General features: G+C 62.8%; 12 protein-coding genes and 1 pseudogene. 7 read left to right on the forward strand and 6 right to left on the reverse strand.

Annotation, left to right across the window (positions count from 1 at the left end; all coding sequences use genetic code 11):
• Positions 1-216 precede the first annotated feature (216 nt).
• Positions 217-2724: an ATP-dependent helicase HrpB gene (gene hrpB / locus TU82_RS19885; RefSeq protein ID WP_057724929.1), complete on the forward strand. Its 2508-nt coding sequence runs from the start codon at positions 217-219 to the stop codon at positions 2722-2724.
• A 108-nt stretch (positions 2725-2832) separates the two neighbouring features.
• Here hrpB and TU82_RS19890 read toward each other — a convergent pair whose 3' ends face one another.
• Together TU82_RS19890 and TU82_RS19895 are read right to left on the reverse strand one after the other, a co-directional pair.
• Complete coding sequence (locus TU82_RS19890) at positions 2833-3921, reverse strand: endonuclease/exonuclease/phosphatase family protein (protein WP_057724930.1); 1089 nt, start codon at positions 3919-3921, stop codon at positions 2833-2835.
• A gap of 41 nt (positions 3922-3962) precedes the next feature.
• A complete protein-coding gene (locus TU82_RS19895) occupies positions 3963-4622 on the reverse strand; it encodes a YciC family protein (RefSeq protein WP_057724931.1) in 660 nt (219 codons plus the stop codon).
• Positions 4623-4801: 179 nt separating this feature from the next.
• On the opposite strand from TU82_RS19895, the gene TU82_RS19900 reads away from it, so the two are divergent.
• The 3 genes from TU82_RS19900 to TU82_RS19910 all read left to right on the forward strand — a co-directional run bounded on the left by TU82_RS19900 (position 4802) and on the right by TU82_RS19910 (position 6769).
• Positions 4802-5536, forward strand: a complete 735-nt coding sequence (locus TU82_RS19900; protein WP_057724932.1) for a DUF2076 domain-containing protein — start codon at positions 4802-4804, stop codon at positions 5534-5536.
• 119 nt (positions 5537-5655) lie between these two features.
• Positions 5656-6132 (forward strand): LabA-like NYN domain-containing protein, encoded by a 477-nt coding sequence (locus TU82_RS19905; protein ID WP_057724933.1) that lies wholly within the window; start codon positions 5656-5658, stop codon positions 6130-6132.
• 25 nt (positions 6133-6157) lie between these two features.
• Complete coding sequence (locus tag TU82_RS19910; RefSeq protein ID WP_057724934.1) at positions 6158-6769, forward strand: 3'-5' exonuclease; 612 nt, start codon at positions 6158-6160, stop codon at positions 6767-6769.
• A gap of 140 nt (positions 6770-6909) precedes the next feature.
• Here TU82_RS19910 and TU82_RS19915 read toward each other — a convergent pair.
• A pseudogene (locus TU82_RS19915) lies at positions 6910-7217 on the reverse strand (DUF3077 domain-containing protein).
• Positions 7218-7482: 265 nt separating this feature from the next.
• Entirely contained in the window at positions 7483-7944 is a 462-nt protein-coding gene (locus TU82_RS19920; RefSeq protein ID WP_057724935.1) for an Lrp/AsnC family transcriptional regulator, read from the reverse strand.
• Between the two features lie 160 nt (positions 7945-8104).
• Here TU82_RS19920 and yedA point away from each other — a divergent pair, with 160 nt between their 5' ends.
• Positions 8105-9001 (forward strand): drug/metabolite exporter YedA, encoded by an 897-nt coding sequence (gene yedA / locus TU82_RS19925; protein ID WP_057724936.1) that lies wholly within the window; start codon positions 8105-8107, stop codon positions 8999-9001.
• Positions 9002-9049: 48 nt separating this feature from the next.
• Positions 9050-10384 (forward strand): RNA helicase RhlE1, encoded by a 1335-nt coding sequence (gene rhlE1, locus TU82_RS19930; protein WP_057724937.1) that lies wholly within the window; start codon positions 9050-9052, stop codon positions 10382-10384.
• 122 nt (positions 10385-10506) lie between these two features.
• Here rhlE1 and TU82_RS19935 read toward each other — a convergent pair whose 3' ends face one another.
• Together TU82_RS19935 and TU82_RS19940 are read right to left on the reverse strand one after the other, a co-directional pair.
• A complete protein-coding gene (locus tag TU82_RS19935; RefSeq protein WP_057724938.1) occupies positions 10507-11733 on the reverse strand; it encodes a TIGR03862 family flavoprotein in 1227 nt (408 codons plus the stop codon).
• A gap of 171 nt (positions 11734-11904) precedes the next feature.
• Complete coding sequence (locus tag TU82_RS19940; RefSeq protein ID WP_057724939.1) at positions 11905-12825, reverse strand: histone deacetylase family protein; 921 nt, start codon at positions 12823-12825, stop codon at positions 11905-11907.
• Positions 12826-12901: 76 nt separating this feature from the next.
• Here TU82_RS19940 and TU82_RS19945 point away from each other — a divergent pair, with 76 nt between their 5' ends.
• Positions 12902-13471, forward strand: a complete 570-nt coding sequence (locus TU82_RS19945; RefSeq protein WP_057724940.1) for a GNAT family N-acetyltransferase — start codon at positions 12902-12904, stop codon at positions 13469-13471.
• Positions 13472-13496: the final 25 nt, after the last annotated feature.

Raw genomic sequence — 13496 nt, forward strand, 5'->3', positions numbered from 1 at the left:
TATAAGCCAGATGTGCCAGACGCCGATGATCCAATGTGGCTGGCTTGCCTGCGATAGCGGTGTGACAGTCACCGCTGTCTTCCCTGAAGCGCCGCCATCGCAGGCAAGCCAGCCCACACTCGACTGCATTCACAGTCTGGACATTGGGTGTTTTTAAGACCCGCGTCAGCCTCCGGCAGTTCGCCGTTATACTCGCCGCTCTGCTTTGGAGCCAGTATGAATTCGTTGCCGATTGATGATGTTTTACCCGCCCTGCGTGACGCCTTGGCGATTCGCCATGAAGCCGTGCTGGAAGCGCCGCCCGGCGCCGGTAAAACCACCCGTGTGCCCCTGGCCTTGTTGAACGAACCGTGGCTGGCCGGGCAGACCATCCTGATGCTCGAACCCCGGCGCCTCGCCGCGCGGGCCGCTGCCGAACGCCTGGCCAGCGAGCTGGGTGAAAAGGTCGGTGAAACCGTCGGCTACCGCATTCGCCTCGACAGCAAAGTCGGCCCCAACACGCGTATCGAAGTGGTCACCGAAGGCATTCTCACCCGTCGCCTGCAAGACGATCCGGCGCTGGACGGCGTGGGCCTGCTGATCTTTGACGAATTCCACGAGCGCAGCCTCGACGCCGACCTGGCGCTGGCCCTGAGCCTCAACGGCCGCGAGCTGTTTCGTGACGAGCAGCCACTGAAAATCCTGCTGATGTCTGCCACCCTCGAAGGCGAGCGCCTGGCCGGTCTGCTGGACAATGCGCCGATCCTGCGTAGCGAAGGGCGCATGTTCCCGGTGCAGATGCGCTGGGGGCGGCCGTACCAGACCGGGGAATTCATCGAGCCGCGGGTGGTGAATACGATTCTTGAAGCCCTGCATGACGAAACCGGCAGCGTGCTGGTGTTCCTGCCGGGGCAGGCGGAGATTCGCCGGGTCCATCAGCAACTGTCCGACGCCTTGGGTCATCAGCCCGATGTGCTGCTGTGCCCGCTGCACGGTGAACTCGACCTCAATGCCCAGCGCGCCGCCATCGACCCTGCGCCCGTCGGTCAACGCAAAGTGGTGCTGGCCACCAACATTGCCGAGACCAGCCTGACCATCAACGGCGTGCGCGTGGTGATCGATGCCGGGCTGGCGCGGGTGCCGCGCTTCGACCCCGGCAGCGGCATGACCCGCCTCGACACCCAGCGCATCTCCCGCGCCAGCGCCACCCAGCGTGCCGGCCGGGCAGGGCGTCTGGAGCCGGGGGTGTGTTATCGCTTGTGGTCCGAGGACCAGCACGACGGGTTGGCCGCCTACGGCAGTGCGGAAATCCTCGCCGCCGACCTCGCGGGCCTGGCCTTGCAACTGGCGCGCTGGGGCGTGACGCCCGCGCAACTGGTATGGCTCGATGTGCCACCGACCGCCGCCTACGCCCAGGCCCAGGATCTGCTGGTGCGCCTCGGCGCCTTGGATGACGACAAGCTCACCGCCCATGGCCGGAAGATGGCCCAATTGCCGGCCCATCCGCGTATCGCCCACTTGCTGTTGCGCGGGCAGGACCTGGGGCTCGCGGCCATGGCCTGTGATGTCGCCGCCTTGTTGGGTGAGCGCGATATCCTGCGCGGCGGCGGCGCCGATTTGCACAGTCGCCTGGCGCTGTTGTCCGGCGAAGAGCGTGCGCGCGGCACCCAAGGCGGGGTGCAGCGGGCCAGGCAGTTGGCGCGCCAGTATCGTGGTTATCTGAGAGGCAAGGCCAGCCAACCGGTGGCCGACCCCGATCACCCGCGCTGGCTCGGCGCCTTGCTGGCACTGGCTTATCCGGACCGCGTCGCCCAACAGCGTCGCCCCGGTGGCGCCGAATACCGGCTGGCCAATGGGCGCGCCGCGCTGTTTGCCGAAGCCGACAGCTTGATGAAACAAGCCTGGCTGGTGATCGCCGACCTGGGCAGCCGTCAGGGCCAGCGCGAAGAACGCATCTACCTGGCGGCGGATTTCGATCCGGCGCTGTTCGACACGGTGCTGGCCGAGCAAGTGCGCAACGTCGACCAGCTGGATTGGGATGAACGCGAAGGCGTGCTGCGCGCCGAACGCCAGCGCAAGGTCGGTGAGCTGGTGCTCAGCCGTGAACCGCTCACAGGTCTTGACGAGGCCGCGCGCAGTCAGGCACTGGTCAACCTGGTGCGCCGTAAAGGCCTGGAGCTGTTGCCCTGGACCCCGGAACTGCGCCAATGGCAGGCGCGCGTGCTGTTGCTGCGCCAGCTGGATGCCGGCAACACCAGCGAATGGCCCGACGTCAGCGACAGCGCTTTGCTGGCCGGCCTGGAGCACTGGCTGATGCCCTACCTGGGCAAAGTCTCGCGCCTGAGCCATTTCGCCAACCTGGATATTTCCAGCTACCTGCACAACCTGTTGCCCTGGCCGCTGCCCCAACGCCTGGAAGAGCTGGCGCCGCAGCACGTGAAAGTGCCGTCGGGTTCATCGGTACGCCTGGACTACAGCGAACACCCGCCGATCCTGGCGGTGCGCTTGCAGGAGTTATTCGGGCTGGCGGACACGCCACGCATTGCCGGCGGGCGCCAGGTGGTCAAGTTGCACCTGCTGTCGCCTGCGCGGCGGCCGGTGCAGGTCACGCAGGACCTGGCCAACTTCTGGCGCAGCACCTATGCCGAGGTGAAGAAGGATTTGAAGGGGCGCTACCCCAAGCACTACTGGCCGGATGACCCACTGGTGGCCGAAGCAACCGCCAGGATCAAACCCCGAAAATAGCCACAATGGAAATCCCCTGTGGGAGGGGGCTTGCCCCCGATAGCGGTGTATCAGTAACCGCTGTACTGACTGACACACTGCCATCGGGAGCAAGCCCCCTCCCACATTTTATTGCGCGGCCGGCAGCAGGAACCGGGCGATGACCGGCAAATGGTTGGAGATGCGCAAGGTATCTTCCTGCCTGACCTTGGCCTCCACCCGCTTGATCCGCGCGCTGTAGAACAGGTAATCCAGCGTCCGGTCCGGCCCCTCAAGGCTTGGATCATTGGGGAAGTGCGTCAGCCATTGCTTGCGGTCGATGCCGCTGGATTCACTGTTGCTCGGGATCATCGGGTATTTGTCCCACAACAGGTGCAACTCACTGTCCGGCGAATACTGGCCGCGTTTTTGCGCATCCAGGCGCAGGAACTGGCCCAGCGGCAGCAGGTTGAAATCCCCGCCGATCAACCAGGGCGTGCCACGGCCTTCCAGTTTATCCAGTAACTTCACGGTGGCCTTCACCTGTTCCTGCACCGCACTGCGCCCAGGCATGCCGCCGTCCAGGCGTGTGTTGAGCACCGCCAGTTGCCCACCGTCGCTCAACGGCAGGTAAGTCAGCAACAGGGCGGGCCTGGGCTGGAACTGGCGGCTGATGACGTTGGCATCCGCCGTGGGCAGTTGCAGGCGCTCGGCGTGTTCGATCTGGTAGCGGCTGAGGGTGGCCAGCTTGCGTCCGACGCTGCCGAAGATGGGCAGGCTGGGTACAAAGTCGGCTTTCCAGTCGAATGCCTGGGTGCTGCAGGGGTAGAGGTCGACCAGCCGCTCCTGCAACAGCGCGAGCTGATCCTGGTAATGGGAGGGCTTGGCGCCTTCGTCGATTTCCTGCAACAGCAGAAGGTCAGGCTGTTCGTCGCGGATCACCCGCGCCACTTCGTCGAGGCTGAAGGCCATGTCCTCGACCGTGGGGCGTTCATCCGGGCCGCTGCCGTCGGGGGGGTCGTACCAGAACACGTAGTTCTTGCCGGCCAGGTATTGCACGTTCCAGGTCATCACCTTGAGCGCCTGCCCCGGCAGCAGGGTCGGCGCGCGCGGCGCCACGCAACTGACCGGCAGGGTTTCCTTGTCGGCCGGGCGCCAGGTCAGGCTGTAGATCAGGGCCGCCAACAGGCCTGCAATCATTAGCAGGCTCAACAGGGTGATGCGCAATAAACGGGTCATCGGCTCGGCTTATGTGCGTTTCAGAAGAGGCACGGAGCATATCACCGCGCGTCGGCGTCGCCACCGATCAACATGAATAAACGGAACAGCACCACACTGGTAAACAGTTGCAGGAAACTGTGGGCGCTGTCCATCAACAGCCCCAGCAGCGGCGCGGGTTCGGGATACGCCGCCACGCTGGCGCCCTTGAGCAGCCACAGCGGGGTCATCACGCACAGCAGACACACCAGGATGCGCCAGAAATGCCCACGGGTCAGGCGCAGGCTTTCCTTCATCGCTTCAAGCGCCGACAGGCCGCGCAATACCAGCAGGTACTCGGCAAACGCCAGGACCACCATCAGCCACAGGCCCGGCAGGAAATACAACGACAGCCCGAGCAGAATCAGCAGCGTGCTCATGGCGGTCAACAGGGCGAAGCGCGGCCACATGGCCAGGGCCAGGGCCCACACATCCCGGGTACGTGGCGATTCGCCCCGGGTGCGGGCGTCGAGGAACAGGATCAGGGCGCCGGTGTACAACGGATACACCAGCAATCCCACCACCACGCTGTAACCGCTGAAGGCCTCCGGGCCCAGCATGTGGTCGAGCACCTGTTGCAACAGGGCTTCGAGGATCACCAGCGGCAGGCACAGCTGGACGATGGCGCCCAGGTTGCGCAGGGTAAAGCGGAAGGAGTCGCGCAGCACGTCTAACGGATTCATCAGAGTCATCACAGGCCGAAAAGCAGGGGCACACTTTAACCGATAGCCGGCCTGCGCAAGCAAACGTAAACCTTGAGTAAAGACCATTGAAACAATTGGTAACAGCCCCATAACTAGGGCGTACCTTGCCTGATGTCAGGCGGGACCCTGATTTTTACCGGCAATCTAACGAGGTCGCCATGAACAGCGAAGAACAAACCCTGATCGATGGACTGTTTTCACGGTTGCAGCAAGCCGAGACGGACTCAGCCCCCCGCGACGCCCAGGCCGAAGCGCGGATCAAGGAACACATGACTCGCCAACCGGCCGCCGGCTATTACATGACCCAGTCGTTGCTGGTGCAGGAGCATGCGCTGCAGAGTTTGGATGCGCAGAACAAGCAGCAGGCCCAGCAGATCCAGCAATTGCAGGAAGAATTGCAGCGCGCCAAGTCCACGTCCGCACCCGCGGCGCCGGCCAGCGGCGGTGGTTTCCTGTCGAGCATCTTTGGCGGTGGTTCACGCGATGCGCAGCCTGCGCCGGGTAATTCGGGCGGCGGTTGGCGTGAGCCGGCGCGGCCATCGTTCAATCAGCCGGCGCCGCAGCAAAATTATCAAGCGCCGCCACAATCGGCTGCCGCCGCGCCAGCCGGCAGCGGGTTCCTCGGTGGGGCGATGAAAACAGCGGCCGGTGTGGCCGGTGGTGTATTGCTCGCCGAGGGCATCAGCAGCCTGTTTCATCACAACCAGCAACCGCAGGTGGTGGAAGAGATCATCGAACAACCGGCGCCGGCCAGTGATCAAGGTGGTTGGGGCAACGATGACCAGAAGTTCGCCGGTAATGACAACTGGGGCGGCAATAACACGGACAGCGTGGCCGACAGTGATTACTCCGACGACTCCTCCGCCTTTGACGACGACGATTCCTTCGTCTGACCCGCTCGACCCGGGGCGCTGCGTCGCCCCGGTCTGATTTTTTCCCGGAAACCTCCCCATGGCTGGCATACTGGCAACCTTTCCGGGCGCTGGCGCCTGGCGGTCAGTGAGGAAGTGCGGTGAAGAAAATTGCAGTGTTCGCCGATGTGCAAAACCTCTATTACACCGTGCGCCAGGCCTACGGCTGCCACTTCAACTACGCGGCGCTGTGGGCTGATATCAGCGCTCATGGGCAGATCGTCGAGGCGTACGCCTACGCCATCGACCGTGGCGACAGCAAGCAGCAGCAGTTCCAGCAGATCCTGCGCAACCTCGGCTTTACCGTGAAGCTCAAGCCCTATATCCAGCGCAGCGACGGTTCGGCCAAGGGCGACTGGGACGTGGGCATCACCCTCGACATCATGGACGCCGCCGACCACGTCGACGAAGTGGTGCTGGCTTCCGGCGACGGAGATTTCGACATGCTGCTCGAGCGCATCATCCACAAACATGGCGTGCAAGCGGTGGCCTACGGCGTGCCGGGGCTGACCGCCAACTCGCTGATACGCGCCGCCAGCCGCTATGTGCCGATCGAAGGCGCGTTGTTGCTCAAATAGAACGTTGAACGGAGTTGGAACAGGTTTGGAACGTATAGCGGTCATCGACTTTGAAACCACCGGCATCACCCCGAGCAGCCACTGCCGGGCCACGGAAATTGGCGTGGTCATCCTTGAGCGCGGGCACATTGTCGACCGCTACCAGAGCCTGATGAATGCCGGCGTGCGCGTGCCAGGCTTTATCGAGCAACTCACCGGCATCAGCAACGCCATGCTGCGCAACGCGCCACCGGCCGAGCGGGTGATGAACGAGGTCAATGAGTTCGTCGGCACCACGCCGCTGATGGCGCACAACGCCGCGTTCGATCAGAAGTTCTGGGACTTTGAACTGGGCCTGATCCGCCGCACCCGCCTGCAGAAATTCGCCTGCTCCCTGCTGCTGGCCCGCCGCCTCATGCCGGCGGCACCGAACCACAAGCTCGGCACCCTCAACAGCTACGCCCAACTGCCCCACACCGGCCAGGCTCACCGGGCGCTGGCGGATGCCGAGATGGCCGCCAACCTGACGGCGCACCTGGCGCGGGAACTGCGCCAGACCCACGGCCTGCGCGAACTGTCCCACGACCTGTTGTGCACCTTGCAGAAAGTGCCTGCCGCGAAGATCAATGAGCACCTGAAGAAACATCGCGGGTTCTGAACCCGCCACACTCTCAAGAACACCAACGATCCAAATGTGGGAGGGAGCTTGCCCCCGATAGCGGTGGGCCAGCTACAAATAAGCTGGCTGATACACCGCAATCGGGGGCAAGCCCCCTCCCACATTTAGTTATGCGGCGCCTATCGAGCCTGCGCACACTCCAACGCCTGATCCACCACCCCCTTCGCCATCTCCACCAAATGCATCACCGCCCGCTGCGGCGCCTTCATCACCTCACCCGACGCGTGGGCCGTCTCCACCGCGCAATGCAACAACTCGCCGCATGGGCCAGGGCGTCTTCGAAGCTCAGGTTGTCATTCAGGATAAAAATCGGCGCATCCGGGGCGGAGGCCTTGAGGTAGTAGTCGATGGCACGACGGTGGAGCAGGGCGTCTTCGCTGAGGAAGTCTGCACGGGTGTCGGTTGATGCGGAAGTTGCTTTGACCATGTTGATAACTCCAGGTTATTTAACTCGCTCCTTCCGTCAATTTCGGCTTGCACTTCCGGTCATCGAAGGGCCGATGACATGGGGGAGATTATCTGTGGGAATTAATCAGAACAAGGCGCGAAAGGTCACTCGGAAACGTCCCGCAAATGAAAGAGATCGGTCTTGCGATGAAGCTAATGACGCCATCGGGGGCAAGCCCCCTCCCACATTTTGAAGGTGTTCACAAATCAAGTGTGGGAGGGGGCTTGCCCCCGATGGCGGCGGGTCAGCCACCATTTTTCCCATTGGCTTCCAACTGCCCCAGCGGCACCCGCCGCTCTATGGCGCTCGACAAGATGATCGACGTCTTGCTGAACCCGAACTTCGCCACGCGATTAATCAGGTCCTCCAACTGCGGCATGGTGCTCACCGCCGCCTGCATGATTACGCACGGGTCGCCGGTCACCCGGTGGCATTCGGTCAGCTCGGGAATTTGCGCCAGGGCGTCGTACACCTTCTGGCTGCCGTGATTGGTCAGCCGCAATTCAATCACGCATTGAATCGGCAGGCCGACTTTGGACAGGTCCACCTTGGCCTGGTACCCGGTGATCACGCCGCAGGCCTCAAGCTTGGCCACGCGCTCGGCCACGGCGGGTGCGGAGAGGTTTACCGTGCGCGCCAGTTGCGCGTAGGACGCGCGCCCATCTTCGAGCAGGGCACTGAGGAGCATGCGGTCGTATTTGTCCATGATAAGGCTCCAGTTACGCGTTGCTTTCGAAAGCACGGTTTATAGCCTTCATAACCATGGTTTGAAAAGTGTATGGGCGCTTTAAACAGGTTTTGTAACTTATGTTCAGGCGGCTTCGTTTCTAGAATAAGCCTCCCATCTCCTGCCATAGAGCCGCCCAATGCCTGGCCCACGTCGTTTTCCTTTACCGTTGATCGCCGCCTTTTTTGCGTTGTATGTGATCTGGGGTTCCACTTACCTGGTGATTCGCATCGGCGTAGAGTACTGGCCGCCTTTGCTGTTGGCAGGGATTCGGTTTTGTACGGCGGGCGTGTTGATGTATGGCTACCTGCGGTGGCGCGGGGTGCCTGCGCCGACCTGGCCGCAGTGGAAGGCCGCCGGGATGATCGGTATTTTGCTGCTCACCGTAGGCAATGGCGGCGTCAGCGTGGCGGAACATATGGGTGTGTCGTCCGGCGTGGCCGCATTGGCGGTGGCGACCGTGCCGTTGTTCACCCTGCTGTGTGGTTTTTTCTGGGGCGCGCGTAATACGCGTCTGGAATGGGCCGGGGTGATTCTGGGGATCATCGGCATCGCCATGCTCAACATGGGCAGCACCTTGCAGTCGAGCCCGCTGGGCGCGGTGTTGCTGTTGATGGCGGCGGCGTCCTGGGCCTTCGGTTCGGTGTGGAGTCGCCATGTGCCGTTGCCCCAGGGCGCCATGGCGAGTGCCGCGGAAATGCTGGTGGCCGGGGTGGCGCTGCTGATCGTCAGCACGTTGTCCGGCGAACACCTGCAGGCCATGCCGCCGCTGGAGGGCTGGCTGGCGCTGGCCTACCTGACGGTGTTTGGCTCGATCATCGCCTTCAACGCCTATATGTACCTGCTCAAGCACGTGCGCCCGGCGGCGGCGACCAGCTATGCCTATGTGAACCCGGCGGTGGCGGTGTTGCTGGGGATTGTGTTCGTCGGCGAGAGCATCGGCCTGGAAGAAGCCCTGGCAATGCTGGTGATCATCAGCGCGGTGTTGCTGATCAGCCTGCCGCAGTGGCGCAAGCCCAAGCCGGAAATAAGGTAAACTGCCGCGCATTACGCCCATGCGCTGAATTTTTCCTACGGTAAACACATGACTTTCGCCACACTTGGCCTGATCGAACCCTTGCTGCGCGCCCTTGAGACGCTTGGCTACCAGACCCCGACGCCGGTGCAGGCGCAAGCCATTCCGGCGGTGCTGGCCGGTCGCGACCTGATGGCCGCCGCCCAGACCGGCACCGGCAAGACCGCAGGTTTCGCCTTGCCGCTGCTGCAACTGCTGACGATGGAAGGGCCGAAAGTCGCCGCCAACTCGGCCCGTGCGCTGATCCTGTGCCCCACCCGTGAACTGGCCGAGCAGGTGCACGCCAGCGTCGCCGAATACGCCCAGCATCTGCCGCTGACCACCTACGCGGTGTACGGCGGCGTCAGCATCAACCCGCAGATGATGAAGCTGCGCAAGGGCGTCGACATTCTGGTCGCCACCCCAGGCCGACTGATCGACCTGTTCCGCCAGAACGCGCTGAAACTCAATCAGCTGCAAACCCTGGTGCTGGATGAAGCCGACCGCATGCTCGACCTGGGTTTCTCCGAAGAGCTGGCGAACATCTACCGCATGCTGCCGAAAAAACGCCAGACCCTGCTGTTCTCCGCGACCTTCTCCGATGATATCCGCCTGCTCGCCGGGCAGATGCTCAACGATCCGCTGAGTATCGAAGTCAGCCCGCGCAACGTTGCCGCCAACACCGTGCAGCAGTGGGTGGTGCCGGTGGATAAAAAGCGCAAGGCGGAACTGTTCGTGCACCTGATGCGCAAGGGCCGCTGGAAGCAGGTGCTGGTGTTCGCCAAGACCCGTAACGGCGTGGACGCGCTGGTGGACAAGTTGCAGGGCCTGGGCATCAATGCCGACGGCATTCATGGCGACAAACCCCAGGCCACACGCCAGCGCGCACTGGACCGTTTCAAGGCCAGCGAAGTGCAGATTCTGGTAGCCACCGACGTGGCGGCCCGTGGCCTGGATATTGAAGACCTGCCGCTGGTGGTCAACTTCGACCTGCCGATCGTTGCCGAAGACTACATCCACCGCATCGGCCGTACCGGGCGTGCAGGCAACACCGGTGAGGCGATTTCCCTGGTGTGTGCCGATGAAGTGAACATGCTCTCGGCCATCGAAATGCTCACGCGCCAGACCCTGACCCGCAAAATGGAGCCGGATTTCGTACCTGAGCACCGCGTGCCGGAGACCGATGCCAGTGGGCAGGTGGTGAAGAAACCGAAAAAGCCGAAGAAGCCCAAAACATCCGGTGGTGGCGGTAAGCGCAATCTGGGCAAGTGGGTGGACAGCGGTGAAGCGGCGCCGGTGGAGCCGTCGATCAAGCCGGTGCGCAAGGTGCCGGTGTTTAATACGGGGCCGCGTAAGAAGAAGTGATTGTGTGGTGGGGCTGATGGCCTCATCGGGGGCAAGCCCCCTCCCACACTTGACGGTATTCACAATTCAAACATGTGGGAGGGGGCTTGCCCCCGATGGCGGCTTTGAATCCGCCACACCTCTCAGCGCTTAAGCCACTCCACCATCCCCAGCCCAGCCGCCCTGCCACTGGCAAAACACCCCGTCAGCAGATACCCCCCGGTCGGTGCCTCCCAATCCAGCATCTCCCCGGCACAAAACACCCCAGGCAGTTGCTTGAGCATCAGCCGCTCATCCAACGCTTCAAACGGCACACCACCTGCCGTGCTGATGGCCTCATCAATCGGTCGGGTCTTCACCAAGGTCAGCGGCAACGCCTTGATCTCCACCGCCAACTGCGCTGGATCATTAAAGTGTTCAGTTGGCGCCAGCTCACGCAACAGCGCCGCCTTGACCCCGTCCAACCCCAACTGACTGTGCAAATGCTTGCTCATCGATCGCGACCCACGGGGCTTGGCCAGTGCAGCCTGCACCTTGTCCAGCGGCTTGCTCGGCAGCAGATCGATATGCACGGTGGCGGCGCCGTCACGGTTGATCGCTTCGCGAATCGGCGCCGACAGCGCATAGATCAGGCTACCTTCGATACCGGTGGCGGTGATCACGCATTCGCCCAGCCGAGGCTTGTCGTCCCCCAAGCCTATGGCGACGTTTTTCAACGGTGCGCCAGCAAATTTGCTGACCATCAACTCGCTCCACTCCGATACTTCAAACCCGCAGTTGCTCGGTTGCAGCCGCACGTAGGGAAGGCCCTTGCCTTCAAACAGATTCAGCCAGGCCCCATCGGAGCCCAGGCGCGACCAACTGCCGCCACCCAGGGCCAGCAGCACGGCATCGCTGTGGACAACTTTTTCGCCCTCCGGGCTGTGGATAAGCAGATCACCCTCGGCATTCCAGCCCATCCAACGATGCCGGGTGTGGATAACCACGCCCTGGTCACGCAGGCGCTTGAGCCAGGCACGCAGCAGCGGTGCGGCTTTCATGTCCGTAGGAAATACGCGGCCGGAGCTGCCGACAAAGGTTTGAATGCCCAGGCCGTGAATCCACTCGCATAACGCCTCGGCCCCGAAGCTGCGCAGCAACGGCGCCATGTGCGGCGCGCGTTCGGCGTAGCGCGCAAGGAACGCCGGGTAGGCGTCGGAGTGGGTGATGTTCATGCCGCCCACGCCGGCCAGCAGGAATTTGCGCCCCACCGAAGGCATGCCGTCGTACAGCGCCACCCGCACGCCTGCCTGGCTCAGGATTTCGGCGGCCATCAGCCCGGCGGGGCCGCCGCCGATAATGGAGACAGAGGGGGGAGAAGTCTGAGGCATGGGCAAGGCTACGGTGGTGTGAATAGGCCGAGCATTCTACCCGACGAAGGCACGGCTGCCTGATCAAAAAACGTACACTTTCCTACAAGCCATACGGCCACTTGCTTGCAGACCGTTACGCTCAAGTTATCCACAGGTGGTTCCACAGGCATTGTGGGTAACGCACACACTTCAATGACAACCTGATGACGTCCACACCCGCTGCGCGCTGTGATGCAGGATGCCGTGACGGCGCGCCAGGGCAGGGCGGTCCTTGCTGTAGCCGCCACCGATCACGCCCATGACCGGAATATCGCGGCCCAGGCAGTGACGCATCACGCTTTCATCGCGGGCGGCGACGCCGGCATCCGTCAGTTTGAGGTAACCGAGTGCGTCGTCCTTGTGTACATCCACGCCTGCGTCGTACAGCACCAGATCCGGTTGGTAGAGCGGCAGCAGGTAATTGAGCGCGTCATCGACCACCTTGAGGTAGTCGATATCGCCCATGCCCATCGGCAGCGGAATGTCCCAGTCGCTCTGGGCCTTGCGCGCCGGAAAGTTCTTTTCACAGTGCAGCGATACGGTGATGGCATCCGGCGTGTCATGCAGGATGCGCGCGGTGCCGTCGCCCTGGTGTACATCGCAATCAAAGATCAGCACCCGATTGACCCGGCCGCTGGCCAGCAGGTAATGGCTGATCACCGCCAGGTCATTGAAGATGCAAAAGCCCGCCGGGTAATCGTAATGGGCGTGATGGGTGCCGCCGGCAAGGTGGCAGGCCAGACCGTGTTCCAGCGCCTGCTCTGCCGCCAGGATCGAGCCGCCCACCGCGCGCACGGTGCGGCGCGCCAGGGCTTCGCTCCACGGCAGGCCGAGGCGCCGTTGGTCCTCGCGAGACAACTCGCCGCTCATATAGCGTTCGATATACCCGGGGTCGTGGGCCAGGCCCAGAATCTGCGCCGGGCACAGTTGCGGGCGCAACAACTGGCTGTCCTCGGTCAGGCCGCTGTCCACCAGGTGGTCGCGCAACAGGCGAAACTTGTCCATGGGGAACCGGTGGTCCGCCGGGAACTCGGGGCTGTAGTCATCGTGGTAGATCAATGGCAAGGGCATGGGATTTTCTGACGGGAATCTGCGTCGGATCTTACCAGCGCTGTACACTCACGCACATGGCAAGGAGAGGGGCCCCATGGAGCCGATACTGGAATTGGAAAGTGCGCGCCTGATCATGCGCCCATGGCGTGACAGGGACCTGCGGGCATTTGCGCAGATGTGCGCCGACCCGCAGGTGATGCGCTATTTCCCGGCCAGGTTGAGCCACCTGGAAAGCGCCGCACTGATTGGCCGGATTCGCGGTCACTTCGCCGAATATGGCTTTGGCTTCTGGGCGTTGCAACGCAAGGACACCGGCGAATTCATCGGCCTCACCGGGCTGCAGAACGTCAGCTTTGAAGCGGGCTTCACCCCGGCGGTGGAAATCGGTTGGCGCCTGGCCCGCGAACATTGGGGGTTGGGTTACGCCAGCGAGGCGGCCTGGACCGCATTGCGCTGTGGTTTCGATCGCTTGAAGCTGGATGAAATCGTCGCCTTCACCACCGAAGCCAATTTGCCTTCACAAAAAGTCATGCAGGCCATCGGTATGCATTACGATCCGCAGGCAGATTTCCAGCACCCCAAAGTCGCAGCGGATGACCCGCTGTGCGCCCATGTTTTGTACCGCATCACCCGCGCCCAATGGTTGGACACGCTGCACGGGTAGGAGCGAGCTTGCTCGCGAAGAACGC

It is taken from the genome of Pseudomonas orientalis (assembly GCF_001439815.1).
GTDB classification, from domain to species: domain Bacteria; phylum Pseudomonadota; class Gammaproteobacteria; order Pseudomonadales; family Pseudomonadaceae; genus Aquipseudomonas; species Aquipseudomonas orientalis.

Bases quoted from the DNA above. Each gene is read 5' to 3' on its own strand.
- hrpB (WP_057724929.1), top strand. From the start codon at position 217: ATGAATTCGTTGCCGATTGATGATGTTTTACCCGCCCTGCGTGACGCC.
- TU82_RS19890 (WP_057724930.1), bottom strand. From the start codon at position 3,921: ATGACCCGTTTATTGCGCATCACCCTGTTGAGCCTGCTAATGATTGCA.
- TU82_RS19895 (WP_057724931.1), bottom strand. From the start codon at position 4,622: ATGAATCCGTTAGACGTGCTGCGCGACTCCTTCCGCTTTACCCTGCGC.
- TU82_RS19900 (WP_057724932.1), top strand. From the start codon at position 4,802: ATGAACAGCGAAGAACAAACCCTGATCGATGGACTGTTTTCACGGTTG.
- TU82_RS19920 (WP_057724935.1), bottom strand. From the start codon at position 7,944: ATGGACAAATACGACCGCATGCTCCTCAGTGCCCTGCTCGAAGATGGG.
- yedA (WP_057724936.1), top strand. From the start codon at position 8,105: ATGCCTGGCCCACGTCGTTTTCCTTTACCGTTGATCGCCGCCTTTTTT.
- rhlE1 (WP_057724937.1), top strand. From the start codon at position 9,050: ATGACTTTCGCCACACTTGGCCTGATCGAACCCTTGCTGCGCGCCCTT.
- TU82_RS19935 (WP_057724938.1), bottom strand. From the start codon at position 11,733: ATGCCTCAGACTTCTCCCCCCTCTGTCTCCATTATCGGCGGCGGCCCC.
- TU82_RS19940 (WP_057724939.1), bottom strand. From the start codon at position 12,825: ATGCCCTTGCCATTGATCTACCACGATGACTACAGCCCCGAGTTCCCG.
- TU82_RS19945 (WP_057724940.1), top strand. From the start codon at position 12,902: ATGGAGCCGATACTGGAATTGGAAAGTGCGCGCCTGATCATGCGCCCA.